This window comes from Tenacibaculum litopenaei (assembly GCF_964514025.1).
GTDB classification, from domain to species: Bacteria; Bacteroidota; Bacteroidia; order Flavobacteriales; family Flavobacteriaceae; genus Polaribacter; species Polaribacter litopenaei.
Window position 1 is genome coordinate 497,318 of sequence record NZ_CAZEQT010000003.1, and the last position, 25,107, is coordinate 522,424.

A 25,107-nucleotide genomic window follows, 5' to 3' on the forward strand; every position below is an offset into this window, starting at 1 on the left:
AACAAAATGAATATACCTCAAACCAGTTTCCCACGGGTGGTTATCGTGGGTGGGGGATTTGCAGGATTGGCTGTTGCTAAGGGATTAGAAAACCAAAAACTACAAGTTGTCTTAATCGATAAACACAATTACCACACGTTTCAACCATTGCTATATCAAGTTGCCACAGGTGGCCTTGAACCAGACAGTATTGCCTTTCCACTGCGCAAACGCTTTAACGACGTCGAAAATTTTTTCTTTCGTTTGGCAGAAGTACAAGGAATAGATGCAGATAAAAATACCATTGAAACTTCAATCGGTTGCTTAGAATACGATAAGCTCATTATTGCTACGGGCTCTACAACCAATTTCTTTGGGAGTGAGAGCATCAAGGCAAATGCGATGGAGATGAAATCAGTTCCGCAAGCACTCAATATCCGAAGTCTCGTTTTAGAGAATTTTGAAGAGGCTTTGTTAGAAAGTAATCTCGAAAAAAGGTTGGCCTTGATGAACTTCGTCATTGTAGGAGGCGGGCCTACAGGAGTTGAGTTGGCGGGCGCTTTAGCCGAAATGAAGAAAGGGATTTTACCCAAAGATTATCCGGATTTAGACATACGTCAAATGAAAATTCACCTTATCCAAGGATCGGATCGATTGTTGCAAGGGATGAGTGAAAAAGCTTCCAAAAAATCTGAAGATTTCTTACGAGAACTCGGTGTAGATATCTGGAAAAACCTGCGAGTACTGAATTACGATGGTACTACCGTAACTACGAGTGGTGAAGAAGCCTTTGAAGCGCAAACAGTTATTTGGGCTGCCGGAGTTCAGGGAGATGCTGTACCCGGTTTAGCAGAGGAGAGTTTGGTGGAGCGAGCAAATCGATTTAAGGTAAATGAGTTTAGCAAAATAGAAGGCTATGAACATGTTTATGCTATTGGAGATGTTGCTTGTATGAAAACCAAAGGTTATGATCACGGACATCCGATGATGGCACAACCCGCTATCCAGCAAGGGAAGTTGTTAGCTAAAAACATCATAGCGGAGCTCAAAGGAAAAAAGAGGAAAGCTTTTGTTTACAACGACAAAGGCTCGATGGCAACCATAGGAAGAAATAAGGCAGTCGTAGATTTGCCAAAGTGGAAGTTTCAAGGAGTGTTTGCCTGGTTTGTATGGATGTTTGTACATCTGTTTTCACTTATAGGTTTTAGAAATAAGGTCATCGTGTTTATGAATTGGGTCTATAACTACGTGCGTTTTGATAGAGAAACACGCTTAATTATACGTCCTTACAAGAAGAAGAACAAGTATTCATTTGACAAGGAGCATGCATAAAACCAGTTCAAATATTCGTTGTTCGGATTGTGGGGTATTTACTGAAAATAGTGATTATTGTAAACAGTGTGGTGCTGTCATATCTTTCCGAAAAAAACGAGAATTAAAAATAGCACAGGTGCAACAAGAAGAAGTGCACGCTTACGAAGACGCTTTGGCAAATCCGAATTTGCCAAAGCGTCTTATGCGTCATAAAAACGCGTTGATGCGAATGTTCGGATACTTGTTGCAATCGGTGTACTTTGTAGGGAGTTTAATTGGAGCCTTATTGGCTTGGTTTGTGGCCATGGTAGCCGCAGGATAATGTTTATGAATTACCTACTATCCTATGTTTTGGGGGTATTGTTGTGCCTAGGAAGCGTGGTGTATGGTTTTCAGCACATGGGGTGGTGGCTACCGAGATGGGTGGCTTGGTATCTCAATGATTTCTTAATTGTTCCCATTAATTTATTGCTGATACTGATCGTAATGCGATACCTAAAGCAGCAACCAGGGTATTTGTTGTCACCTCTATTTATCACCTGTATTTGTATTGGCTACGCTTGGTTTTTTGAATACTATTTACCGCCTATTTCAAATAGGTATACTGCAGATATATGGGATGTTTGTTTGTATTGTGTAGGGGGATTTGTATTTTTCTTGCTTCAAAAACTATCCATACGTGAACACTATAAACAAAGACATCGTCAGCCGAATAAATAAAGCGCTACTCTATATCGACGCACATATTCATGAAAAATTGAAACTCGAAGATATTGCGGTACAAGCGCATTTTTCTGCTTATCATTTTCATCGGTTGTTTTCAGCCGTAGTAGGAGAAACTTTAGCGAATTTTATTAATAGGACGCGTTTGGAAAAAGCGGTCGATCGAATTTTACACCATCCTGAAATGGGGATGACAGAAATTGCTGAATCGCTCGGATTTTCTAGTGTTTCTTCCTTTTCTAGGAGTTTTAAAAAGTATTACGGGGAAAGCCCCAGTGCAGTGAAGGGAAAGGTAGTAAGTAAATTTAGCAAGATTTGTATAAGAGATAGCAAAGAAGGACAAAAGGAGGTCGTTTTAGAGGAGTACATTAGCAATGTGAACAAGTATCTAAAATTTATTGAGATGAAAGCAAGTATTGAAGTTCGAGAGCTCGAGCCTATCCAAGTGGGTTATTTGACGCATATCGGAAATCCTGAAGGTGTTGGAGGAGTTTTTGAAGAATTGATTCGATGGGCATTTCCTAGGGGGTTGATGAATGAAACGACTCGAATGATGACCGTATACCACAACAGTCCTAAAATTACTCCAGAAGATAAGTTGAGAATGAGTGCGTGTATTGTGTTAGATAGGCCTGTGGCCATGTCAAATGGTGTTGGTTTGCGCACAGTACCGGGAGGGAAACACGTGGTGGCCCAGTACGAAATTGGGTTGGAAGATTTTCAACAAGCTTGGGAGGCTAACTTTGTATGGCTGTCTGAAAAAGGGTTTAAGGTACGCGGCCAAGAGCCTTTTGAAATTTATTACAACGACTACCGCGAACATCCTGAGAAAAAATGTAGGGTCGATATGTGTATCCCAGTAGAATAAAAAAACAAAAACCGAACGTACAGCGTTCGGTTTTTTAAATTAACAGCATCCAGATGTCGGGTCACAGCTCGAAGAGTTGATTTCCGACAGTCGAATTTTTTGTTTTTGTGGAGGGGTAATTCCACATTGATCTTCGGCCAAACACGCTGTTGCTTTGTTGGTCAGAAGGAAATGAGTTCCGTTAAAATCTAATCCGTATTTACCGATGGTGTCCCCTTGATATTCCACTTCGATAGGTAAATCTTCCAGAGCTAGTGTCTTTTCTGAAAGAGCAATGATGTGCAGTAACTTCTCGGGGTGCAAACGGTGATCGTAGTCATCCTTGTTCCACAATTGAAAATTAATGACCTGTTCTCTGCGGACGGTACCTCCACAGTCAATAAAGTGTTTTTGAACCAGTCCGACTTCTGTAACGTGAAAATGGGCGGGTACCAAACTGCCGTCAGGTAGTTTAAATCCAATGGTGTTCAGCGTATTGAGATGGTGTTTTATTTCTGATAATTTCATGAGTTATAGGTGGGTTAGTACATAATTGAGTTCTGTAGCAATTTGAAGGCTGCGTTCTGCATAGGTAGCTGCTTCCTCCTGACTGCCGTCTGAATGCTTTGGATCCTGATAGGTTAGGGGGATCCTGTGTGTTGCACCCGCTATAAAAGGACAGCCTTCATCCGCTTCTGAGCAGGTCATGATGGCAATAAAGTTGCCTGAAGGATTCATGGGGTGATCGTAGGTTTTAGATAAAGCAATTACAGGGGCTGAGTCCTTTTGGTATTTGATGCTGTATACTGGATTGCTGCCCTCTGACAACGCATGGATATCGAAACCTTGTGCACTAAGTGTTTTGATAATTTGCGGCGCTACAGCAGTCGCTTCGGTACCTCCCGAATACGCCGTAAATTGTTGCTTTTTATGAACCTGCGCGAGGGTTTGTAGCCAAACCTGCCCGAGGTGACTCCTTCTAGAATTATGTGTGCAAATAAAATTAAGGCGTACGCTCTCGTGTACCGAGGCTGCTCGTATTGCAGTGATGAGCTCTTGCAAGTGTATTTTTCTGTCCTCCGGGATAGGTCTTGACGCTATTTGTGTAAGCGTGCTTTGTAAACGTGGATTCATAGGTAATTACGTTGTTTGTTGTGCTGTGTAAGGTGAATAGAACTGAATATTAACAGCATTGGTCTTTTGGGGTTAGTTGGCCAAACAGCGCATTAAAACGTTGTTGGATATAGCTCCATTTTTCTGGATTGATACAATAGCAAATACTTGTACCTTCAATGCTTCCTTGTATGATGCCAATTTTTTTCAATTCTTTGAGGTGTTGTGAAATAGTGGGTTGGGCCAATCCGATTTCGTTCACCAAATCACCACAAATACAGCTTTGGCTTTCTAATAAATATTCAAGGATGGCGATGCGTGCAGGGTGACCTAGCACCTTGGCAATGGTTGCTAGTTCATTTTGAGCGTCGTTAAACATTTCAGATTTGGTAATTCCCATAGTTGTATTATTATATTGCAATATTACGATGAAGTTGGTGTTTGTGCAAGAAAAGTGTAAATTATTTTGAGATTGTTGGCGTTAAGAAGGAGGGGATGAGTTGGTGAGGAAGCGCAGAACGATACGTAGCAGGGTATCGTATCTGAATGGTGTTGGGGGCTAACTACTTATTTAAAGACGGAACTTAATGGTTTTTATAATCTTAGCTCCGAGAATGATCTTACTAGAAAAACACCCTCATTTGAGGGTGAGAAGGAGCCTACTAAAGGCTTTGTTTAAAAGTTTGCAGCTGTTCATTTGCGGCGGTGGCAATGGTTTGTCCGTCTTGGTCAAACCAAACATGTACATCTCCCAAATAATGCATGCCCAGGTAAGCGGCACTCGCTTCAAAAGGCATCGTAAAACCGGGTCTTCGGTCATTATCGCCCGAATTACTGAGGACGGCGAGTGATTTACCGCGTAACTGTCGTCCTAAATCTTTGCGATAATGCAACAAATCGGAAAGTCTGTCCATAAATACTTTAAGTATACCGCTCATGGTATACCAGTATATTGGTGTGGCGAGTACGATGCTGTCGTATTGCGAAAGTAGGTTTTCCATGAGAGGGATAAAGTCGTCTTCTGCATTTTTCATATCGTAGTCAAAATGCCCTATATTTTTGGTGCTGAGGTCGATAATGTCAAAGCTATTATCTTCGTTGAGTACTTCGAGTATGTGATGGGTGTTTCCCATACTTTTTGAACTCGCTTGTAGGATTACAGTTTTTTTCATGAATTGATTTTTTTTCAAGGATAAAATTGACCAATAAAACTAGAAATCGCTGCGAATTTGTATTGAAATAATTGATAAATACCCAGAAAAAATCAATCGCTTTCCGTTTTAAATTTCTTACTTTTATAGTACTATTACGGATTTTTATGAAGGTATCGGATTACAAGGTCACAGGAAAGGTGGAATTGGCGAAAAGCAATACATCTGTAGTGCGAAAAGACGCTAAAAAAGAATTAAAAAAACTTAGAAAAGAACTCAGTGAGTTGCAAGATGCCATGTATGCAGAAGGCAAGTACAACGTGTTGGTTTGCTTGCAAGGAATGGACACGGCGGGTAAGGACAGTTTAATTCGTGAGGTGTTCAAGGATGTCAATGCACGAGGAGTGGTAGTTCACAGTTTTAAGGTACCGACTTCAAAAGAGTTAAAACACGATTTTTTATGGCGCCACTATATCGCCTTGCCAGAGCGCGGTAAAATTGGAGTTTTCAATCGAACGCATTATGAAAATGTTCTGGTAACCAGAGTCCATCCGGAATATGTTTTGGGGGAACAGTTACCCCATATCAAAAGCCTCGATCAGGTAAATGATGCATTTTTTTACGACCGCATGGAACGAATCAACAATTTTGAGAGAAATTTAACGGCGAGTGGAACCATAATTTTGAAGTTTTTTTTAAACTTGTCTAAAGAGGAGCAAAAACATCGGTTGTTACGACGCTTAAATTTACCTGAGAAGAACTGGAAATTTTCAAAAGCGGATTTGGAAGAACGCAAACTTTGGGACAGCTATCAAAAGTGTTACGAAGACCTGCTGAACAGAACGTCGACACCAGAGGCACCTTGGTATATGATTCCGGCAGATGACAAACCTACAGCTCGGACTGTAGTGGCAGCAATTATTGTCGACGAATTGCAAAAATACCAATTTAAAAAACCGACATTGCCAGCAGCACTACTCGAGCAGTTGGAAAATTTTAAGAATCAATTAAATAATGAATAAACTGAGATTTTAATTAGTAATAAAATCTCTTTACGTAACAAATGGAATTAAATTTAAAGAAACCAATCGTATTTTTCGATTTAGAAACAACGGGAATTAGTATTGCATCAGATAGAATTGTGGAGATTTCCATATTGAAGGTATTTCCTAATGGAAATAAAGAGAGCAAAACATGGCTCGTAAACCCTGAAATTGAAATTCCTGCGGAATCTACGGCGGTCCACGGTATTACGAATGAGAAAGTAGTGAACGAACCTACTTTTAAAGAGTTGGCTCCACAAGTAAGCGCGTTGATTGCAGATGCTGATTTGGCTGGGTTTAATTCAAATCGATTTGATATCCCACTATTGGCTGAAGAGCTATTACGTGCTGGAATCGATTTTGATATGAATGACAAAAAGGCGATTGACGTACAAGTAATTTTCCACAAGAAAGAGCAACGTACGTTGAGTGCAGGATATAAGTTTTACTGCGATAAAGATCTAGATAATGCTCACTCGGCGGAGGCTGATACAATGGCAACGTATGAAATTTTGAAAGCGCAATTAGATCGATATGAGGATATAGAGAACTCTGTAGAGGCCTTAAGTGAGTATTCATCGCATAGCCAACGTGCCGATTTTGCTGGATTTATTTTGTTCAATGAAGAAGGACAAGAGACCTTTTCCTTTGGGAAGTACAAAGGACGATTGGTAGAAGATGTGCTCAAGGAAAATCCGGGGTATAATTCATGGATGCAAAACGCCGATTTCCCGCTTTATACCAAAAAGGTGTTGCGTCAGATCAAAGAACGTATGACAGCGCCAAAAAAAGTGTTATCAGACGATGAAAAGCTAAAAGCTTTACAAGACAAGTTTAATGCGAGATAATTAGAAAAACAAGGTGAACCATGTATACAGAATATAAGAATTTACCCGACAGCGCTCGTGTGTGGATTTATCAAGCAGATAGAGAGTTTACGCGAGAAGAGCAGGAGAAAATTAGCGAAAAAGCAATTGCTTTTATTGAAAATTGGACCCGTCATGGATCGGATTTAAAAGGGAGTTTTACCATTAAGTACGGGCAATTTATCACGCTAGGAGTCGATGAGAACTTCAACGGAGTTTCAGGTTGTTCTATCGATGCTTCAGTCCGTTTTATCAAGGAAGTAGAGGCTGAGTTTGGAGTGGATTTAATGGATAAAATGAACGTGTCATTCAAAGATGGCGAACGAATTAATATCGTGAAGCTACCAGAATTTAGAGCTTTTGCCAGTCAGCAAAAAATTACTGAAGAAACGGTAGTGTTTAATAATATGGTAGCTACCAAAGGTGATTTTGAGACGAACTGGGAGGTTCCTGCTGGCGAAAGTTGGCACAAGAGATTTTTGGTATAACTATTGACAGTGTAAGTATATGATACAAAGGAAAGAGATATTTTTTATAGCACTCGTAATGTGTGTTTCTTGGGTAACAGGGCAACAAAAAGACCCCTTGAAAGCCAAAAACGCCGCACAGCAAGAGCAATGGGTTGATAGCGTTATGGTGTCCATGACGTTAGAAGAAAAGTTAGGACAGCTGTTTATGGTGCAAGCCTACTCTAATAGAGATGCAAAACACGTTCGCTTCATTTCTGATTTGATAGCGGATTACCATATCGGTAATTTGATTTTTATGCAAGGAACTCCTGAAAAACAGGTGAAACTTACCAATTTGTATCAAAGTCAAAGTCGCATTCCTTTAATGATTGGTTTTGACGGGGAGTGGGGCTTGGATATGCGATTAAAAAATACCTATAAGTTTCCTTGGAATATGAGCTTAGGAGCTGTTACTGATACCACCTTACTCACAGATTTAGGGCAACAAATAGGAGCTCATTGTAAACGAGTTGGTATTCATATGAACTTCGCACCTGTGGTCGATATCAATACCAACCCAGACAATCCCATTATTGGAAATCGTTCGTATGGAGAGCTCAAGGAAAATGTTGCAGCCAAAGCAGTGGCCTTTACCTTGGGGATGCAGGGGCAAGGTGTGCTAGCCAGTGCAAAGCACTTTCCAGGACATGGAGATACAGCTACAGATTCGCACAAAACACTTCCGACTGTTGATTTTTCAGAACAGAGACTCGATTCGATAGAGTTGTATCCGTATCGAAAAATGTTTGAAGCAGGAGTAGCGAGTGTTATGGTAGCGCATTTGAGTTTACCGCAGGTAGAGTCAAATCCAGAACTGCCTTCGTCACTGTCTAAAGCGGTTGTGACCGGATTGTTAAAAGAGAAAATGGGCTATGAAGGATTGGTGATTACCGACGGATTGAATATGAAAGGTGCGGCGAATTACAGCAGTGCTGCTGAAATTAATTTGGCCTGTTTGTTAGCTGGGAATGATTTGTTACTCATACCACAAGAAATACCGCAAACGGTAGCGCTCTTTAAGAAAGCCTTGCAGGATGGTCGTTTAACGGAAGACCGTATCGATACCTCGGTAAGAAAAATTTTGAAAGCGAAGTACCTTGTCGGTTTGCACCGCTATCAACCTCTTGATGAAACTGGGATTCAAAAAGATTTGCATACCGTAGCCAATGATGTACTGTACCGCAAACTGATGAAAAATGCGCTTACTTTGGTGAAAAATCAAGATTCCATTGTACCTATAGCCCAACTTGAAAAAGAAAAGATTGCCTACGTAGCTTTAGGAGATGGTAGCTCTAGTTCTTTTTTAGGGATGCTTAAAAACTATGCGAAGATCGATAAGGTGAGTGCAAAACACTTGAGTACCTTACAGAAAAGACTCAAAAAATACAGTACGGTGATAGTAGGTTTTCACAAATCGAACAGGCATCCTTGGAAAAGCTATAAGTTTAGTAACAAAGAGCTCGTTTGGCTTCAAGAAATTGCTCGAAATCACAAAGTAATATTGGCGGTGTTTACCAGCCCTTACAGTTTGAATCAGTTAAAGTCATTTACTAATATTGAGGGAGTTGTCGTCGGATATCAAAACAGCAAGGTAGCACAAGAATTAACTGCTCAGGCCTTGTTTGGAGCCAATGCTATCCACGGAAAGTTACCCGTTAGTATTGGAGAGGAATTTCCGGCAGGAACGGGACTCACTACCAAAGAGCTATCAGTGTTGTCGTATACCATACCTGAAATGGTGGGGGTATCTTCGGATAGCTTGAAAATTATAGATCGTCGTATAGATACTATTTTACAACAGCGCATGGCTCCTGGAGGTCAGGTGTTGATTGCGCGACATGGGAAGGTGTTTTACAATAAAACCTTTGGGTATCACACGACTGCAAAACGCAGGAAAGTAAAAGCTTCCGATGTATACGATTTGGCCTCGTTGACGAAAATTTTAGCTTCCTTACCGGTGTTAATGAAAGCCGAAGAGGAGCGTAAGGTGAGTTTATTTTCGAGTTTAGGAGATGTGTTGCCTCGATATCACGAATCGAACAAAGATACGTTGATGCTCAAAGAAATATTGTCACACTACGCCCGACTGCGATCGTGGATTCCGTTTTATAAAGATACGCAAGATGAGGATACAGGAAAAAATTCGACAGCGTATTACCGAAATAAGTGGTCGAAGAAATACAGTATTAAAGTAGCGAACAAATTGTACTTGGCTAAGAGTTATAAAGACAGTATTTACAAACATATCGTGGATTCGGAACTCCGTGAACGACCAGGGTATAAATACAGTGATTTGGGCTATTATATGATCAAGGAAATAGTAGAGAAAAAATATAAGTTGCCTTTGAATAAACTAGCCGATCAATTGTTTTATAAAAGCTTAGGAGCCTATAGAACTTCGTATTTACCATTGCAAAAATTCCGTAAAAGTGAAATCGTGCCTACTGAGAGAGATTCTTATTTTAGAAACCAATTGGTACACGGTTATGTGCACGATATGGGAGCTGCCATGTTAGGGGGAGTAGGAGGTCATGCTGGTTTGTTTGCCAATGCAAATGACGTGGCAAAAATTATGCAAATGTTCCTTCAAAAGGGCTATTACGGTGGAAAACAATACTTGTCAGCAGAAACTATAGCGAAATTTAACAAGCGTTATTATGCAGATAAAAAGGTACGCCGTGGTTTAGGTTTTGATAAGCCTCAAATTCGACCACAAGAAAAGCCTACCTGTGGATGTGTTTCCGAACACAGTTTTGGTCACAGTGGTTTTACCGGCACCTATGCATGGGCAGATCCTGACTCAGGTATCGTATACGTGTTTTTATCAAATAGGGTGTATCCTACGATGAGAAATAGAGGTTTAGTGCGAAGTAACATGCGCACTAAGATACAAAGCGATATACAAAATGCTATTGTGGAAGAGTTCTCGCACAGCGAGTAAATAGCGCAATGCTTCCGCAGCTCAAACAAAAATACAACACTCCCAATAGGGGAGTAAAGAAGTAGCCTATAAGGGTACTTTGAATACTGTAAAACAAAGGAAATAAGAGGAGGTTGATACTAAATCGAAAGGTGTCGACAAACTCTATTTCCTTTATTTTTTTGTATACTTTTCTCCAGAGTAGGTACGGTAAAATACTGTTGATAACAATCAGGTACCACAACGGAGTTTCCCAAGCAAAACGCTTTTTGGCTACTGCGGGGAATTTTCGTGTTGCAATGATTTTGTTTACGTCAGTAACCGCCGTAAAGTCAGTTTGAGCGGCTACCAGAGATGCAACCGCGCTGTCGTAATGCTCATCATTCGGAATATGTACGCTCAAGGTTTTTAATTGTTCTGAAACTTCTCGTTTTAGCGCTTGAATGTTTGCGTTGGAAATCTCGGCATTGTAGTAGGTGTTGGCTACTATGGGAGTGCCGAAATGTACCGCTGATTTGGAAGGGAACGCAGCCGATTGTTGATAGGTAATTCCTACCGGAACTACATAGATTTTTTTAGTTGGATTTTTTTCTAATGCTCGAAACAAAATTCGGGTAAATCCCTTGCTCAAAGTTCGCACTGTTCTATTGCGGTGATGACTGCCTTCAGGAAAGATTAAAATGGCTCCACGATTAGCCAAAATTTCTTCGCATTGTTCAAATATCGCTTCGTTTTTTGCCAAAGACTTTAACCCATCTCGTATTCGGAAAATAGGCATCATTCCCAAATAACTCAAGTATCGGGCAATCCGAGGGTTTTTAAACACGCCTGCTTGTACTAAAAAATGTAGCGGCATGGGTACCCGAGTAGCAATGAGCAACGGGTCTAACAGGCCATTTGGATGGTTTGCTGTAAACAAAATAGCACCGTCTTTCGGTAAGGGCGCTTTGAAATGAACGGTGATTTTTTTACTGTAGAAAAAAAGCCCCGTTTTAACTATTGATTTTACGATGGTGTAAAGCTTCGTTTTCATGGCTTATCTTTTTCGTCCCCATAGTGTGGCTAGGCTCATTCCTGAAAAGATGTCCCATACTCCCCAAAATGCCGCAAGTAGGGCCATTCCTCCTAGGCCGTCAAAAAAGCTAAAGATGAGCAAGAGGCCTAAGCCTCCGTTCTGAATGCCCGTTTCTATGGTAATGGTTTTGGTATCGGTGTCATTGAGTTTAGCGATTTTTGCAGTGCTATAGCCAATGAGGTAGGCAAGGATATTGTGGAATACAACTAAGAATAAAACGTGATGTATGTGGTTTTTAAAAATTGCGGCATTGTCGTAGAGCGCAATTACAATTAAAATAATAAAGAAAATCACCGAAAAAGGACGTAATACGGTGTTAATTTTCGCTGCCATTTCTGGATGGTAGTGTTTTATAAACATACCAAAAAGCAGCGGTAGGCCTAAAATAAGGACCACTAATTTTACCAATTCATAAGGGTTCAGTGCTACGGTCTGTAATATTTTTTCTGTGGGAGGATACAAGCTAGCCCACAACTGTAAATTAAAGGGGGTTAATACGATACAAACTACCGTTGCAAAGGCTGTTAAACTGATAGATAATGCACTGTTTCCTCCTGCCATTTTACTAAAAAAGTTTGAAACATTGCCTCCCGGACAAGCTGCGATGAGTATCATACCCAAGGCAAAACTGGGGTGTGGTTGTATGATGTACACCGCTAAAAAAGTGAGTGCAGGTAGGATGATGAACTGGGCAGCTACCCCCGTTAGTAAGATTTTCGGATGTTGCAAAAGTCGTTTAAAGTCACTTATAGTAATATCCAGGGAGACACCAAACATAATAATCGCAAGCGCTATGTTTAACATCCACAGCGCATCGGTATCAAAATTTATACGTATTTGGTCAATATTAGTGTTTAAAAGCATATTCAATGATGTTAGCACCCATTTTTAGCGCTTTCATACGTACTTCTTCAGGATCGTTGTGTACTGCAGGGTCTTCCCAACCATCACTTAAATCACATTCAAAATCGTATAGTATTACTAAGCGCCCTTCATAAAAAACACCGAGGGCTTCGGGCCTCTTTTTATCGTGTTCATGAATTTTGGGTAATCCTTGTGGGAAGTTAAAAGTCTGGTGAAAAATAGGGTGGTCGTTAGGCAATTCAGTCAGTGGTTGGTTCGGAAACAATTCAGCGATTAGCGGACGAATATAGCGGTCCATTCCGTAATTGTCTGAAATATGAAGAAAGCCTCCGGACTTTAAATAGGTTTTTAATTTGGTTATTTCATCGTCGGTAAAACTCACATGTCCATGTCCTGTCATAAACAAAACTGGGTAATTGAAAATAGCCTGATCTGTAGGTGAAACTACTTGTACGTCGGTATCGAGTGCCGTTTTGATATGGGCGTTGGTAAATTTTACTAAGTTGGGTACTGCAGTCGGGTTGGCGTACCAATCGCCTCCTCCAGAATATTTGAGTATAGCAACTTGTTGCGCGAATGCATGACAAGTAAGGAAACACAAAATTATTTTAACGATTGCTTTCACGAAGATTGAATTTACGGACAATATACTAAACTTCATAAAAAAAACACCAACTATGAGTTGGTGTTTCCTTTTTTCCCCTTATAGAATTAATAGATTGAAAAAATCTTATACTTTACGTAAGTCAGATTGTTTGTACTAATTCCATTACAATTCTACGAGATTTTTTCAGTTATTGAGTTCGAAAACGTCCAAAAGACGTGAATTCGAACCAGTTGCTAAGATTATTATTCATGCATTTTATAAAAAAAACATCAACTAGCGAGTTGATGTCTTTTAGAAATAGCCTTTCCTTTTTCATTATTGTTTTTGTAGGTAAAACAACAAGTTATGTTAACTATAAAGTATACTTAAATTAAAAACCCCTTCACAAATTTTTAATTTGAATACAAATTCAAATTGTTAGTCAAATATATAGGATACGTAGGATACAAGGGTTTTAATTCGTCCATTTTGGACGTTTTCGGACTGATCTATTGTCAAAAATTAATTCGCTAAAACTTGATTTCTATAATTAACAGGGGTGAGTCCGGTGTGTTTTTTAAAAACGGTGTAAAAAGTAGATTTTGAGTTAAACCCCGATTCTAAACCAATAGAGGTAATAGTGTAGTTTTCGTAATCACTATCCGTTAACAATGTTTTGGCTTGGTCGACACGCATTTCATTAAGGTAGTCAATAAAGCTTTTTCGAGCGATGGTATTGATGATTACGGAAAGCGTACTCGAGCTGTACTCACAATCCATTGCCAAATTTTGCAGCGTATATTTAGTGAGCAAATATTTTTTTTCTTTGCGAATGAACTGATCTAATTCTTTAAAATACTCTTGGTACTTTTCCAATTGTTCTTTGGAGTGTATGGCTGTCGAATTTTCTTCTTTTGGTTTTAGGTTTTCTTCGGGCTTTGTCGGTTTATCTGTTCGCTCAGCCGTTTCGTTGAGGTTTTTTCTCAGTGTTTGGCGTTCTTTTAATATGCGAACCTGTCGTAACCCTTGGTATCCCAGCCAATATATAAGTATGGTTGTGTAAATGCGCAGGGGATAATACGAAAACAAAAAGCCTTGAAAGTTTAAACTAAATTTGATGATTAAGGCAGCAATCCACAAGAGGTACCCTAAAGAAGAGAGAATAAAAAAGTTATGAATCCACCTTAGGTTGTCATAGGTCAGTAGTTGGGAAAAGAATTTTTCTTTTTTGTACAACAAATAATACGAATACAAAAACAAACTGATGGAAATAGCAAAGCTAACAGACTCTTCAATAGATGTATATCGCTCAAATGCTAGGTCTTGAATGCTCCTGTCAGACGTAGGGTCATAATTGTATACAAAACTCACTTGAGCAATGACGGCTACTAGAAATAACGGTATCGCCACCTTGAGTAAATTGTAGGTTTTTGAGGTGATATCTAGGTAGTGAATCAAAAACATATACAAGAATGGCATGGCCAAAAAGTGCCATGGAATTTGCAGGTATTGGAGCGCAAATTTGTGTTGAAACAATCCCATTGCCAAAGCCCATGACTGTATATTGTTTAAAGATATCGAGAGTATGAGTAAATTCAGATACCGCATGCTTTTTTCACCTCCATTCTTGGAAGCAAAAAGCAAGGCACTAAAGCCGAAGCCATGCAGTGCACTTACGAGCAAAAACAAGTTAAAAATATCCGCGGTGTTCAAAGGACTCTCAATTTATCAGAGAGTTAAATATACAAAAAATGAATTATTCGTGAATAAAATTGATTCTTTGTACAGCATTTAATCCTGCGGTCTCTGTTCGGAGTCGAGTATTTCCTAAACTGATGGGTTGATATCCTTGGGTGATTGCAGCGTGAATCTCATCCGTAGAAAAGTCTCCTTCTGGTCCAATCAGTACGGTATACGATTGCTCGGGCTGCACAAGTTGTCTCAGTAATTGCTTTGGTTTATCGTCTTCGCAATGTGCTATAAATAGCTGGTCGTTGTTATGGGTAGCAATAAAATCAGCCAGTTTGGTTGCTTCGTTTAAAATGGGGAGTTTGTATTGCAGGGATTGTTTCATAGCACCTTGAATAATTTTATTCATGCGTTCTATTTTTACAATCTTGCGTTCAGAGTTCTTACAAATAATTGGAGTTATGCTGTCGATTCCAATTTCTGTTGCTTTCTCCAAAAACCACTCAAAGCGGTCATTGTTTTTGGTGGGGGCAATGGCTACGTGTAAGGAATAGGAGCGTTTTGCTGGCATTGCTTGGCCTTCGATAACGGTTGCCGTACATTTTTTATCACTCGCTATGATAATAGCGACTTTGAACAAGAAGTTCTTTCCATTGGTGATGAGAAGCTGATCGCCTTCTTTTTTCCTTAAAACACGTACAATATGTCTCGATTCTTCCTTGTCAAATACGAGTTGTTCAGTGTTTTCGTCAATGGTTGGATTGTAAAATAGCTGCATTAAATATCCTTTCTATAAGTTCTACGTCTTTTGTGCGTTTGCGGGTCAAAATCTTTCCATATGTTTTTAATCGCAATGTTATCCTCTAACTCTGGAGTACGAATACAATTTTCGATTCCCTTGGCTTTAAAACTCTTTACGTACTCTCTAAAAATAACCGCTGTGGCTCCTTTGTTTTGGTAATCGGGGTGCACACCTATCAAATAAAATATAACATCCTTAGCATTTTTACGCGCGTTTAGCATATGAAAGAGACCGAACGGGAACAGTTTTCCTCGAGCCTTTTGCAATGCTTTAGAAAACGAAGGCATTACGATGGCAAAGGCGATGAGTTTGTCATCTTTATCAAATACAAATTTGATGTATTCTGGATTGATAAAGCTGATGTATTTTTCCTTAAAGTATGTGATTTGTGAGTCAGAAATAGGAACGTAGGTCGATAACTTTGAATACGATTTGCTAAACAAATCAAACATTTCCTCTACATAAGGCATGATTTCTTTAGAATTGGTAAAATTTCTAGCTTTCAGTTGAAAGCGTTTTTCGATGAGGTTTCCTGCTTTAGTGTATTTGGCTTCGCTCACATTTTTAAACAGAAACTTGTTCTCTAAGTATTCTTTTTCTTTGACGAAACCGAGTGTTTCCAGGTGTTTTTGCTGATGGGGAAGGTGATACCAAGTAATCATAGTTCCGATGTGGTCAAACCCATCAATAAGAACCCCCGTCTTGTCCAGATTATTAAAACCTACCGGACCTTCCATGTAGGATAAGCCTTTTTCTTGTCCGAGTTCTTGGACTTTGTTTAATAGGGCTTCACTCACGGCTATATCATCGATAACATCGTACCAACCGAAGCGCATTTTCTTCAATTGTTGTTGTTCAATTTCATAGCTATTGGTGATTGCTGCAATTCGTCCTACGGGCGTACTCCCTTTATAGGCGATGAAATAGCGCGCCTGCGCGTGTTCAAATACCGGGTTTTTTTCAGGGTTAAAGGTTTCGAGTTCATCCTTGATAATAGGAGGCACCCAATAGGGATTGTCTTTATAAAGTGAAAAAGGAAATTTAACAAATTGTTTCATTTCCTTTTTAGTTATGGCTTCTTTAATATGGATCATAGTAATTGTATAATACTACAAGTAATTAATTATCTTCTTCGTTTTCTTTTTCTTTCTCCTTTTTTTTCTTCTCTTTTTCCTCTTCTTTCTTAATTTCTTCTTCTAGTTCTTTAATCTCTTTTTCTATTTTGAGACGAGCTTTTTCTTTTTCCTTAGCAGCCTTTTCTTTTTCTTTCGCTTCTCTCTCCTTTTCTTTTTCAAGTCTTTTGCGCTCTTTCTCTTTTTCTTTTTCTGCACGGCGCTTTTCTTTGGCTGCTTGTTTTGCAGCTTTTTTCTCTGCTTTTTTAGCAGCTTTCGCCGTTTTTTTCTTTTGTTTAGCGTCTTCTTTTGAAATGATGTCAATGAGCGATTCTTCGCGCTGTCTTCGAGGCTTTTCTACTCGTAAAGGAGCACTGTCATCTGCAGGACTCATATCGAGGTTCACTTTTTGTTCCCTTTTGTCTTTCTTTTTAAACAGACGTCCAATTTTACTGAATAAGCGACCGAAGAAACTTCTATTCTCGTCGTATTTTATAGGTTTGTCTTCTTCGATTTTATTTCCGAATTCATCGATTTCTACAAAGCTATCGACATGTCGATCCAAACGGTACGATACTCCAATTGCCGCAGTCATTCCTACCGTGTTTCGTTCAAAATTGGCTCTTACAGATGCGTTAAACTGCATGTTTTCACTCCATAAATAGGCAGCACCCCCACCGATACTAGAGGTTTGTTCATATTTTGCAAAAATACCCTGCATTTCTGCAAACCCCGACCAGTAGTCATTGAAATTATAGGTTCCGGTTACTACGTATGAATATTCTCTGAAATCACTACCTATATTGTTGTAGTATAGGTTTGTTACTACATTGAGCTTGTCTGAGAATTCATTTTGGAGTAAAACGCCCACCTTTGGGGTAATTCCGCCCTGGTTGTGGTAGTCGTTTAAAAAGCTTCCGAAGTTCAGGCCTGCATAAACTCCAACATGAGGAATCCATCGCTTCCAATCAAAGGAATGCCTGGCTTTCCAGCTTCGAATTTCTTTTGATTTATCGGTATAAGTAGGTGCGTACACTAAGTACTTTGCGCCTAAGGTAAATTTACTCAACCCAGTGTTGTAATACGAAGAGGTAAAGATGTTTTTAAACGCGATTTGGTTATTAGAAAGTGCCGTGTTTAAATTAAATTCAAGTTTTTCATGCAAAAAACTCGTTCTAAAAAGTAAATCCAAACCAATGGATTGTGGATTGCTAAAAGTTTCACTAATCGGAACTTTTCTGAAAAATAACGACGATTCTAATTGGTATACTCCCGATCCAACACTGTAAGGTGATTCTGATAGTCCTGGTCTGTTTGAGTTTATAACACTAGTGTATTGTGCTTGAGCACAAAGACTTGTGAATAATAAAGTAAACGCTAAGAGTTTTCTTACCATGTTATAATACCAATTTAAAGGAGTGATACAAACATACAGTAAAAATATGAAATACCGTACATTTGAAGATTTGTAAAGTCTTAACGTAACCTTTTACTTCAAATTGTTATTTTTGATTAAATTTTTAAGTTTTTTTAATGAATATACAGGTAGCCGGCCCAATCGCCTTTTTAAAAACGCTCTTAATTTTGGCCTTAATATATTATGTGTTAAAGTTTTTAGCACGTACGTTTGGTCCTTACATTTTGAAAAAGGCTGTTGACAAAGCTCAAAAGCAAGCGGCACAGCAACGAGCACAGTACGAACAACGTGACACCACCGTGGATGTAGGTAAAACGGTAATAGATAGAAAGCCCAACAACACGAAACAAAGTAACGACTCCGTTGGGGAGTACGTTGATTTTGAAGAAATCGAATAACTATGAATTTAAAAAAGTTTATCCCTTATGCCATTGCAATTGCGAGTTTTGCAGTGGTTTCTCTTTTGTATTTTAATCCTGTACTTAGTGGCAAACAAATTAAACAAGGTGATATTGCCCAGTTTATTGGTATGTCTCGACAGGCCAAAGAGCACCGAGTAAGTACCGGTGAAGAATCGTATTGGTTAAATAATGCGTTTAGCGGAATGCCTACCTATCAGGTCGGCGCGTATTTTCCGAATGATTTTATTCGATATGTCGATAAAGCAATTCGCTTTTTACCCCGCCCAGCAGACTACTTATTTTTGTACTTTTTTAGCTTCTTTATATTACTTACCGCTCTAAAGGTAGATTGGAAATTAGCTATTTTAGGAAGTCTGTCCTTTGGTTTTTCTACGTACATGATTATCATTTTTGGGGCAGGACACAATGCCAAGGCGCATGCAATTGGATATATGCCTCTCGTATTGGCAGGGGTGGTTTACCTCTATCAAAACAAGCTGTTGTTAGGGTTTGCGCTGACCTCGTTGGCCATGGGATTGGAAATTAGTACCAATCACCCACAAATGACCTATTATTTAGGGTTTTGCTTGTTGATACTAGGGGTTACAGAACTAGTAGTTGCTTACAAAAAACAACGATTGGCGCTCTTTGCAAAGCAGAGTGGCTTGGTGATCCTCGCAGCCGTCTTAGGACTCACTGTAAACGCGACGCGATTGATGGCGACCAAAGAATACGCTGACTATAGTACCCGTGGAAAATCGAGTTTGACCATCACGCCAGAAGGAACCCCTAAAAAGGCGTCAACGGGATTAGATACTTCTTATATTACGGAGTACAGTTATGGAATTGCCGAAACTTTTAACCTGATGATTCCGAGATTTATGGGAGGAGGGACTATTGAAGCCCTTGGAAATGATTCCAGCTTTTATGAAACGATAAAATTGAACGCAGGACCGAGAGTGGCCGATGAGTATTCAAAACAAGTGTATACGTATTGGGGAGATCAACCTATTGTGGAAGCTCCTGCGTATATCGGCGCCGTAGTATTTCTGTTCTTTTTCCTAGGAGTATTTCTCGTTCGTGACAAATTAAAATACTGGTTAGTTGCCGCCACTATCTTTTCGATAATGATGAGTTGGGGGAAAAACTTTGCTGGATTGACGAATTTCTTTATTGATTATATACCGCTTTATAACAAATTCAGAGCAGTTTCTTCCATCCAAGTAATAGCGGAACTTTGTGTACCATTGTTAGGTGTTTTGGCACTAAGAGATTTCTTTAATGCAGAGATTTCGAAGGAAGAAAAATGGGATGCCCTGAAAAAATCCTTTATGGTCATGGGAGGAATTTCTTTAGTATTCCTGCTGTTTGGAGGGAGTTTGTTCCATTTTGAAGGATTGCGCGACGGAAGTTATCAGCAATTACCCGAATTACAAGGAGCATTGATACGTGATCGTAAGGATATGTTGTTTAATGACAGCTTGCGAACACTTATACTCGTAAGTATAACAGCAGGTGCGCTATGGGCATTTTTACAAGACAAACTTAAATTAGTACCGGTACTGTTGGTTTTAGGAGGACTCGTCGTCTTTGATTTGGTTAGTGTAGATATCAAGTACGTTAATAAGGAAGATTTTACAAGCAAGCGTAAAGTAATGAATCCTTTTAAAGCAAATCAGGCAGATAAAGAAATTCTAAAAGATGCATCGTATTACCGCGTGGCTAATTTTACAGGAAATGTGTTGAATGAAGCACGTACATCGTACTTTCACAATTCTATTGGAGGGTATCACGCGGCAAAAATGAAGCGATATCAAGAACTTTTTGAATATCAATTAGCAAAAAAGAATACTGAAATTCTCAATATGTTGAATACGAAGTATATGATTGTTGGAGAGAATAAGGTACAGGAGAATCCGGATGCCAATGGTCCGGCCTGGTTTGTGAATGAGTTGTTATTGGTAAGGTCAGCAAATGAAGAAATACAAGGTTTAGACAGCTTGAATACGAAGCGTACGGCATTGTTAAATGTTGAAGATTTTAAGGAATTTTCGGGAAGCCAGAAAAGCGTACTATTTCCTAAAGATAGCACGGCCAGGATTACTATGACCGCTTTTAAGCCTAATGCGATTACTTATACCACGAGTACCCAAGAAGAACAATATGCTGTCTTTTCGGAAATGTATTACGGCAAAGGATGGAATGCCTATGTCGATGATGTATTGACTCCACACCAACGCGTCGATTATGTTTTACGTGGAATGAAAGTTCCGGCCGGAAAGCATACAATAGTATTTAAGTTTGAGCCTTCTGTAATTCAGCGTGGATCCATGGTGTCATTGCTAGGGTATATATTCATGATTTTACTGCCAGCTGGAGGGTATTTTTACCAGCGAAAAAAATCTTAATTTATCAAGAGAAACGGATAGATTAACGTTTAAATAATTGACTCAAAAAGGGTGTTGTTACAGTTGTAATGGCATCCTTTTTTAGTTAAAGTGCTTTGGGGTTAAGCTGTTGTTTGTTAGGGTTTTGGGTGTTACATTTTATAAAATGATTCCACTAGTTTTAGGAAAATAGGTAGGGTCTCGGTATCTTTGTTAAGCAAACGAGAAGCATACAAAATATACATTAACGCATATTAAAAAAGGAGAAGTATTATTGCTTATTGCTATGAGAATTTTAAAAGAGAGTTTAGTTGCTATGAACTCTCTTTTTTTTGTTTTAATTCGGTTATGTAGGCAGATGGAGTTTGCCCTATTTGTTTTTTAAATGCCCTAGTAAAAGAGGAGGCATTTTTATAACCGGCCTCTTCCGCCAATGCTTGAACAGTAAACATTCTGAATGTAGGATTATCCTTCAATTGCGCTACGATATAGTTGATTTTTTGTTGTGCGTAGTAATTGGTGAAACTCATGTGTTTATGTTCGTTAAAAACATAGGAAATATAGGTCGTATTGGTTTCTAGAGCAGCTGCTAAATACTGAATGGAAAAATCTGGCTTTAAAAACTGTCGCTGTTTGTCTACCTCTTCTAAATAAGAAAGTATGTGTCGCTCGAGTTCTGGGTCGATATTATAGGTCTTTTTTTCGGAAACAGCACTTTTTTCTTTTCCTTTTTGGTCGACAACAGTTTCTCGGATTTCTTCAGGTGGCTGTGCGGCTCCAGTTCGTTTTCTCCATACTAACAAGAGTAATGCCAGTAGTACTGTTAGTAGTGCTAGCCCCCATAAAAAAATAGCTTTTTGTTGCTTGTTTGTTTTCTTTTCGATGGCCTGTTGTAAAGCCTCGGCTTTTGAACGATTGTGATCTAGAAAAAGGTGATAGGTATTGTATTTGTGCTTACCTGCCAGTTCAATTTGACTCAACGTGAGGTCCGAATACTTAGAGGCACTATCTGTTTGATTTAGTCTAAAGTAGCTCGTAGAGAGTACTTTGTAAATCTCGATGAGTTTACTGCTTGTTTTGTTTGGGTATTTAAGAAACTTTTCTGCGAAAAAGATAGCAGAGTCAGTTTGTTGTAAGTGGTAATAGCACAGGGCCTTCTGATAGCTTAACGGTTTTTTGTAAGGGTAGCCAGCACTGATGCTTTTATAGGTTTTGACCAAGCCTAAGGCTTGCTTGTAGTCTTCTTGCGCAATGAGTACTTTTACTTTGTTGAGCATGTGTATTATTGGCGTGTCTTTATGAGGAGGATCTAAAGCAAGTGCTTTAGCATAGCCCTTGTTGTATTGAACCAAAGCACTGTCGAGATACCTTTTGTCTCCAGTTAAAATACCGGATTGATAGTAGCTGTTTCCCAATACGTTTTGAAGGTTGGCTGTAGCCAACAAATACCCTTTATGTTGCTCGAGGTCATTCGGTAGATTTGTGGTCTCTTGAAGTGCTTTTTTAATTATTTCGATGGCTTCAAGGGGTAGGTTGAGTTTGTTTTTAATAACCGATTTATTAATAGTTAATCCGATGGTATTTATGTGATAACTATTGGTTTTGTCATAGTAAGAAAGAAATTTTTCGGCCTGAAGTAGGTGTTTAAAGGCTTCCTCATACAGTTCCAGGTTCTTGTAAGTCCAAAAATAGCGGTTGTGCATACCGAGTCCGGCTTCATAAGCAGCTGGGGAAATTTGTGCATCAGGAGTGTTTCGAAGGTAATTTGTTAGTTTGTGATTGCAGCTATCAAGGAGTTTTAACGTATGGTCAAACTCTCTTTTTCGATAGTATTGGTAAGCTGTATTTAAGTCGGCTTTTACACTGAATTCCAATATACCGAGTGCTTTTAGTTTGGCAACATAAAATTGAACGCTATCGGCATTACTATTTTTAAAATGCTTTAATTTTTTTTCGTAAGTATTGGCCAATTCGGATGGGGTCTGTGCATGAGTAGGCCGGACGAGTACTAAACTCCAAAAGAGTAAAAAAACAGCATGGAATAACTTCATAAGTAAAGGTCTTTTAATGGCTGTGACAGTTGTTTTTTTCTTGCAGTAAAGCCATGAACTGACTCGGACTTTGCCCCGTAGCTTTTTTAAAAGCTCTACTAAAAGCTGCAGCATTGCTATAGCCTGCCTTATGAGCTAGTTGACTCACAGTATAGGATGCTTTCGGATCAGCTTCTAACAAGGCAACAATATAGTTTATTTTCTGCAGTGTGAAATACGAAGTGAAGGATTGTTTTTTGTATTTGTTAAAAACAAAGGAAACATAAGTGGTATTGGTTTGAAGAGCTTCGGCGATAGCGCTAATATTGAAATTAGGAGCTAGAAAAGCGTGTTTTTCTTCAGCGTCATTAATTTTATCGATGATCTGACGTTCTAACACCGGTGATATTTTGTAGTTGGTTTTTTCTTCTTGCTGTGCTGAAGGCTCACCTTGCAACGGTTGCATGGATGTTTCCAAACTCGCTGTTATCGCTGAGGGAGCTGGCTTTTGCGTTTGGTATAGGAGGTAAATACCGACGGCTGTTATACCTAACAACAATCCCCATAAGAGACTGTGAATGGTTTGGTTAAAGAGACCGTTATTTTCAATTTTTTTAGTGAGTATTTCTTGTGATTCGCGATTTGTTTTGTGAAGGTACAGTAAGGCTTGTTCCTTGTTTTGAGCGATGTTTAGATACGCCTTTTTGGCGAGCTCCGAGTATTTGTACATGCTGTCATTACTCCCTTTTAGGCTGTATTGACGCGCCAGTATTTGGTAGGTGGTTAGTTTTCTGTGTACCTGCATGTGCTCTGGAGTGCCCTTTAAAAACTTATAAGCGTAGTACAGGGTAGAGTCCCTATGTTCTGCTGTTTCGAAGAAATTGGCTTTTTCGAAATAGTACCGTATTTTATTCGTTTTATTTTCGGTGTGTTGTACTTCGTTAAGAAGGTTTATCGAGGATTGACAGTCTTTAAAACGCAAATAGAATTTTGCAGTGTTAATTTTTAAATCTCCGTAGTTTTCAGCATTGGTAGTGCAGCATTTGGGTAATGATGCGGCCGCTTTTTTTAGGTAGAAGGCTACAGAATCAATACTGGAAGTATCGTTGTTTTTAATGTGGCGTAAATCATAACACTTTGCAAGGCTGCTGTAACTTCGGTATTGCAATGCCTGTAACTGGTGGATTAGAAGTTTGTTGGAGCTTGCTACACTCAGGTGTTTGCGTAAGTTTTTACAAAGGGATTGGTTGTGACGAATGGCTTTTGTTAAGAAATCAAGTTGCCTGTATAATAAAATTTCATCCAGCTGGAAATGCAAAATATAAAGTTGCTGTTCAACGGTTGCGTTTTTTATAGTTTTGAATAGCTTTTTTCGCTGGCTCAAGTTCACTAATGCCTCTTTGTACAATGCTTGATTGTAAAATAAACAAAACTGCTTTTTTAGGTTTTGAAGCGTCTTGTCAGTAGGGGGGAGCTGCGTAGTACGCTCCAAAGCTAACGACGGAGCGCCTTGTTGTAACCTCACTTCTGGGGTGATAGAACCAGATTTTTGGGTACTCTTATAGGCTTCATTCTCCAAAATAGTGACTGTTACAGAGGGAATTCCTTTGTTTTCGCAGGCTGGGGAAGAAGAATTACTTAGAAAAATACTCGCTATTAGAACAAATAGGTAGTTCATTATTACAAATTAAGTAATATTAATCCAAATAAGGAATATTTATTTTAGATTTGTCTACCTTATAAATTAGCGTCATTTATGTACGAAAAGTTACCAAAACGCAGGTATGAACAGACTTTAAAATTTCTTCAAAAAGAAGTTCCGCAACCAACAACGGTATTGGATTTAGGAGTTCGCAATCCGTTTACGGAAATTATGGAGGAACACGGATATACAGTGTTTAATACGCAGGGAGAGGATTTGGATGTAGTGCCGGAAATAGTAAAAGAATACGATATCGAAGTAGTTACCGCATTTGAGATTTTTGAACACCTCTTAGCGCCATTTAATGTTTTACGAGAAATTCAAGCGAAGAAACTAATCGCCACGGTTCCATTAAAACTTTGGTTTGCGAATGCTTATCGAAGTAAAACAGATATGTGGGACAGACATTACCACGAGTTTGAAGATTGGCAGTTTGACTGGCTTTTGGAAAAGTCGGGATGGGATATACAAGCAAGAGAAAAATGGGTGCACCCGGTAAACAAGCTTGGAATTCGCCCGATATTGCGAAATTTTACACCGAGGTATTATGCGGTGAGTGCTCAGAAAATTGACTAGC

At 39.2% G+C, this 25,107-nt stretch carries 24 protein-coding genes; 11 read left to right on the top strand and 13 right to left on the bottom strand.

Annotation, left to right across the window (positions count from 1 at the left end; all coding sequences use genetic code 11):
- Positions 1-6 precede the first annotated feature (6 nt).
- Genes ACKTS5_RS06695 through ACKTS5_RS06710 form a run of 4 tightly spaced genes read left to right on the top strand, consistent with a single transcriptional unit; the run spans position 7 to position 2,884 of the window.
- Positions 7-1,311 (top strand): NAD(P)/FAD-dependent oxidoreductase, encoded by a 1,305-nt coding sequence (locus ACKTS5_RS06695; RefSeq protein WP_408043078.1) that lies wholly within the window; start codon positions 7-9, stop codon positions 1,309-1,311.
- A complete protein-coding gene (locus ACKTS5_RS06700) occupies positions 1,304-1,615 on the top strand; it encodes a hypothetical protein (protein ID WP_408043079.1) in 312 nt (103 codons plus the stop codon). Before ACKTS5_RS06695 ends, ACKTS5_RS06700 begins: the two co-directional genes overlap by 8 nt.
- Positions 1,616-1,620: 5 nt before the next feature.
- The gene (locus ACKTS5_RS06705) at positions 1,621-2,013 is read left to right on the top strand and encodes a hypothetical protein (protein ID WP_408043080.1); all 393 of its coding nucleotides are present in this window, start codon (positions 1,621-1,623) and stop codon (positions 2,011-2,013) included.
- Positions 1,973-2,884, top strand: coding sequence for an AraC family transcriptional regulator (locus ACKTS5_RS06710; protein ID WP_408043081.1), 912 nt, complete (start codon positions 1,973-1,975; stop codon positions 2,882-2,884). Before ACKTS5_RS06705 ends, ACKTS5_RS06710 begins: the two co-directional genes overlap by 41 nt.
- A gap of 39 nt (positions 2,885-2,923) precedes the next feature.
- Here the strand turns inward: ACKTS5_RS06710 and ACKTS5_RS06715 are convergent, their stop codons facing one another.
- The 4 genes from ACKTS5_RS06715 to ACKTS5_RS06730 form a co-directional block, all read right to left on the bottom strand.
- On the bottom strand, positions 2,924-3,391 hold the full coding sequence (locus tag ACKTS5_RS06715) for a DUF6428 family protein (RefSeq protein WP_408043082.1): 468 nt from the start codon (positions 3,389-3,391) through the stop codon (positions 2,924-2,926).
- 3 nt (positions 3,392-3,394) lie between these two features.
- Positions 3,395-3,997 carry a low molecular weight phosphatase family protein gene (locus ACKTS5_RS06720; RefSeq protein ID WP_408043083.1) on the bottom strand — a complete coding sequence of 201 codons (603 nt, stop codon included), beginning with the start codon at positions 3,995-3,997 and terminating at the stop codon, positions 3,395-3,397.
- A gap of 49 nt (positions 3,998-4,046) precedes the next feature.
- Positions 4,047-4,376 (bottom strand): ArsR/SmtB family transcription factor, encoded by a 330-nt coding sequence (locus tag ACKTS5_RS06725; protein WP_408043084.1) that lies wholly within the window; start codon positions 4,374-4,376, stop codon positions 4,047-4,049.
- A 262-nt stretch (positions 4,377-4,638) separates the two neighbouring features.
- Positions 4,639-5,148 (bottom strand): flavodoxin family protein, encoded by a 510-nt coding sequence (locus ACKTS5_RS06730; RefSeq protein ID WP_408043085.1) that lies wholly within the window; start codon positions 5,146-5,148, stop codon positions 4,639-4,641.
- Between the two features lie 146 nt (positions 5,149-5,294).
- Here ACKTS5_RS06730 and ACKTS5_RS06735 point away from each other — a divergent pair, with 146 nt between their 5' ends.
- The 4 genes from ACKTS5_RS06735 to ACKTS5_RS06750 are packed head-to-tail and all read left to right on the top strand — an operon-like array spanning position 5,295 to position 10,486.
- The gene (locus tag ACKTS5_RS06735; RefSeq protein ID WP_408043086.1) at positions 5,295-6,149 is read left to right on the top strand and encodes a PPK2 family polyphosphate kinase; all 855 of its coding nucleotides are present in this window, start codon (positions 5,295-5,297) and stop codon (positions 6,147-6,149) included.
- 41 nt (positions 6,150-6,190) lie between these two features.
- On the top strand, positions 6,191-7,018 hold the full coding sequence (locus ACKTS5_RS06740) for an exonuclease domain-containing protein (protein ID WP_408043087.1): 828 nt from the start codon (positions 6,191-6,193) through the stop codon (positions 7,016-7,018).
- A 20-nt stretch (positions 7,019-7,038) separates the two neighbouring features.
- Positions 7,039-7,524: an ABC transporter ATPase gene (locus ACKTS5_RS06745; RefSeq protein WP_408043088.1), complete on the top strand. Its 486-nt coding sequence runs from the start codon at positions 7,039-7,041 to the stop codon at positions 7,522-7,524.
- A 19-nt stretch (positions 7,525-7,543) separates the two neighbouring features.
- On the top strand, positions 7,544-10,486 hold the full coding sequence (locus ACKTS5_RS06750) for a glycoside hydrolase family 3 N-terminal domain-containing protein (protein WP_408043089.1): 2,943 nt from the start codon (positions 7,544-7,546) through the stop codon (positions 10,484-10,486).
- On the opposite strand, the gene ACKTS5_RS06755 is transcribed toward ACKTS5_RS06750, so the two are convergent.
- The 7 genes from ACKTS5_RS06755 to ACKTS5_RS06785 all read right to left on the bottom strand — a co-directional run bounded on the left by ACKTS5_RS06755 (position 10,455) and on the right by ACKTS5_RS06785 (position 17,989).
- The gene (locus ACKTS5_RS06755) at positions 10,455-11,498 is read right to left on the bottom strand and encodes a lysophospholipid acyltransferase family protein (protein ID WP_408043090.1); all 1,044 of its coding nucleotides are present in this window, start codon (positions 11,496-11,498) and stop codon (positions 10,455-10,457) included. The two genes, ACKTS5_RS06750 and ACKTS5_RS06755, sit on opposite strands and share 32 nt — an antisense overlap.
- A gap of 3 nt (positions 11,499-11,501) precedes the next feature.
- Positions 11,502-12,404, bottom strand: coding sequence for a bile acid:sodium symporter family protein (locus ACKTS5_RS06760; protein ID WP_408043091.1), 903 nt, complete (start codon positions 12,402-12,404; stop codon positions 11,502-11,504).
- Positions 12,388-13,029: a DUF4159 domain-containing protein gene (locus ACKTS5_RS06765; RefSeq protein ID WP_408043092.1), complete on the bottom strand. Its 642-nt coding sequence runs from the start codon at positions 13,027-13,029 to the stop codon at positions 12,388-12,390. The genes ACKTS5_RS06760 and ACKTS5_RS06765 overlap by 17 nt, the downstream gene beginning before the upstream one ends.
- A gap of 483 nt (positions 13,030-13,512) precedes the next feature.
- Positions 13,513-14,703: a helix-turn-helix domain-containing protein gene (locus ACKTS5_RS06770; RefSeq protein ID WP_408043093.1), complete on the bottom strand. Its 1,191-nt coding sequence runs from the start codon at positions 14,701-14,703 to the stop codon at positions 13,513-13,515.
- 43 nt (positions 14,704-14,746) lie between these two features.
- Positions 14,747-15,457, bottom strand: a complete 711-nt coding sequence (locus ACKTS5_RS06775; protein WP_408043094.1) for a 16S rRNA (uracil(1498)-N(3))-methyltransferase — start codon at positions 15,455-15,457, stop codon at positions 14,747-14,749.
- A complete protein-coding gene (locus ACKTS5_RS06780; protein WP_408043095.1) occupies positions 15,457-16,575 on the bottom strand; it encodes a GTP cyclohydrolase in 1,119 nt (372 codons plus the stop codon). The genes ACKTS5_RS06775 and ACKTS5_RS06780 overlap by 1 nt, the downstream gene beginning before the upstream one ends.
- Positions 16,576-16,600: 25 nt before the next feature.
- On the bottom strand, positions 16,601-17,989 hold the full coding sequence (locus ACKTS5_RS06785) for a transporter (protein ID WP_408043096.1): 1,389 nt from the start codon (positions 17,987-17,989) through the stop codon (positions 16,601-16,603).
- 137 nt (positions 17,990-18,126) lie between these two features.
- Here ACKTS5_RS06785 and ACKTS5_RS06790 point away from each other — a divergent pair, with 137 nt between their 5' ends.
- Together ACKTS5_RS06790 and ACKTS5_RS06795 are read left to right on the top strand one after the other, a co-directional pair.
- The gene (locus ACKTS5_RS06790) at positions 18,127-18,408 is read left to right on the top strand and encodes a DUF4834 family protein (RefSeq protein WP_408043097.1); all 282 of its coding nucleotides are present in this window, start codon (positions 18,127-18,129) and stop codon (positions 18,406-18,408) included.
- Positions 18,409-18,410: 2 nt separating this feature from the next.
- Positions 18,411-20,819, top strand: a complete 2,409-nt coding sequence (locus ACKTS5_RS06795) for a YfhO family protein (protein ID WP_408043098.1) — start codon at positions 18,411-18,413, stop codon at positions 20,817-20,819.
- Between the two features lie 293 nt (positions 20,820-21,112).
- Here the strand turns inward: ACKTS5_RS06795 and ACKTS5_RS06800 are convergent, their stop codons facing one another.
- Together ACKTS5_RS06800 and ACKTS5_RS06805 are read right to left on the bottom strand one after the other, a co-directional pair.
- A complete protein-coding gene (locus tag ACKTS5_RS06800) occupies positions 21,113-22,849 on the bottom strand; it encodes a helix-turn-helix domain-containing protein (RefSeq protein ID WP_408043099.1) in 1,737 nt (578 codons plus the stop codon).
- Between the two features lie 13 nt (positions 22,850-22,862).
- Positions 22,863-24,506 (bottom strand): helix-turn-helix domain-containing protein, encoded by a 1,644-nt coding sequence (locus ACKTS5_RS06805; protein WP_408043100.1) that lies wholly within the window; start codon positions 24,504-24,506, stop codon positions 22,863-22,865.
- Between the two features lie 78 nt (positions 24,507-24,584).
- On the opposite strand from ACKTS5_RS06805, the gene ACKTS5_RS06810 reads away from it, so the two are divergent.
- Positions 24,585-25,106, top strand: coding sequence for a class I SAM-dependent methyltransferase (locus tag ACKTS5_RS06810; RefSeq protein ID WP_408043101.1), 522 nt, complete (start codon positions 24,585-24,587; stop codon positions 25,104-25,106).
- Position 25,107 lies beyond the last annotated feature (1 nt).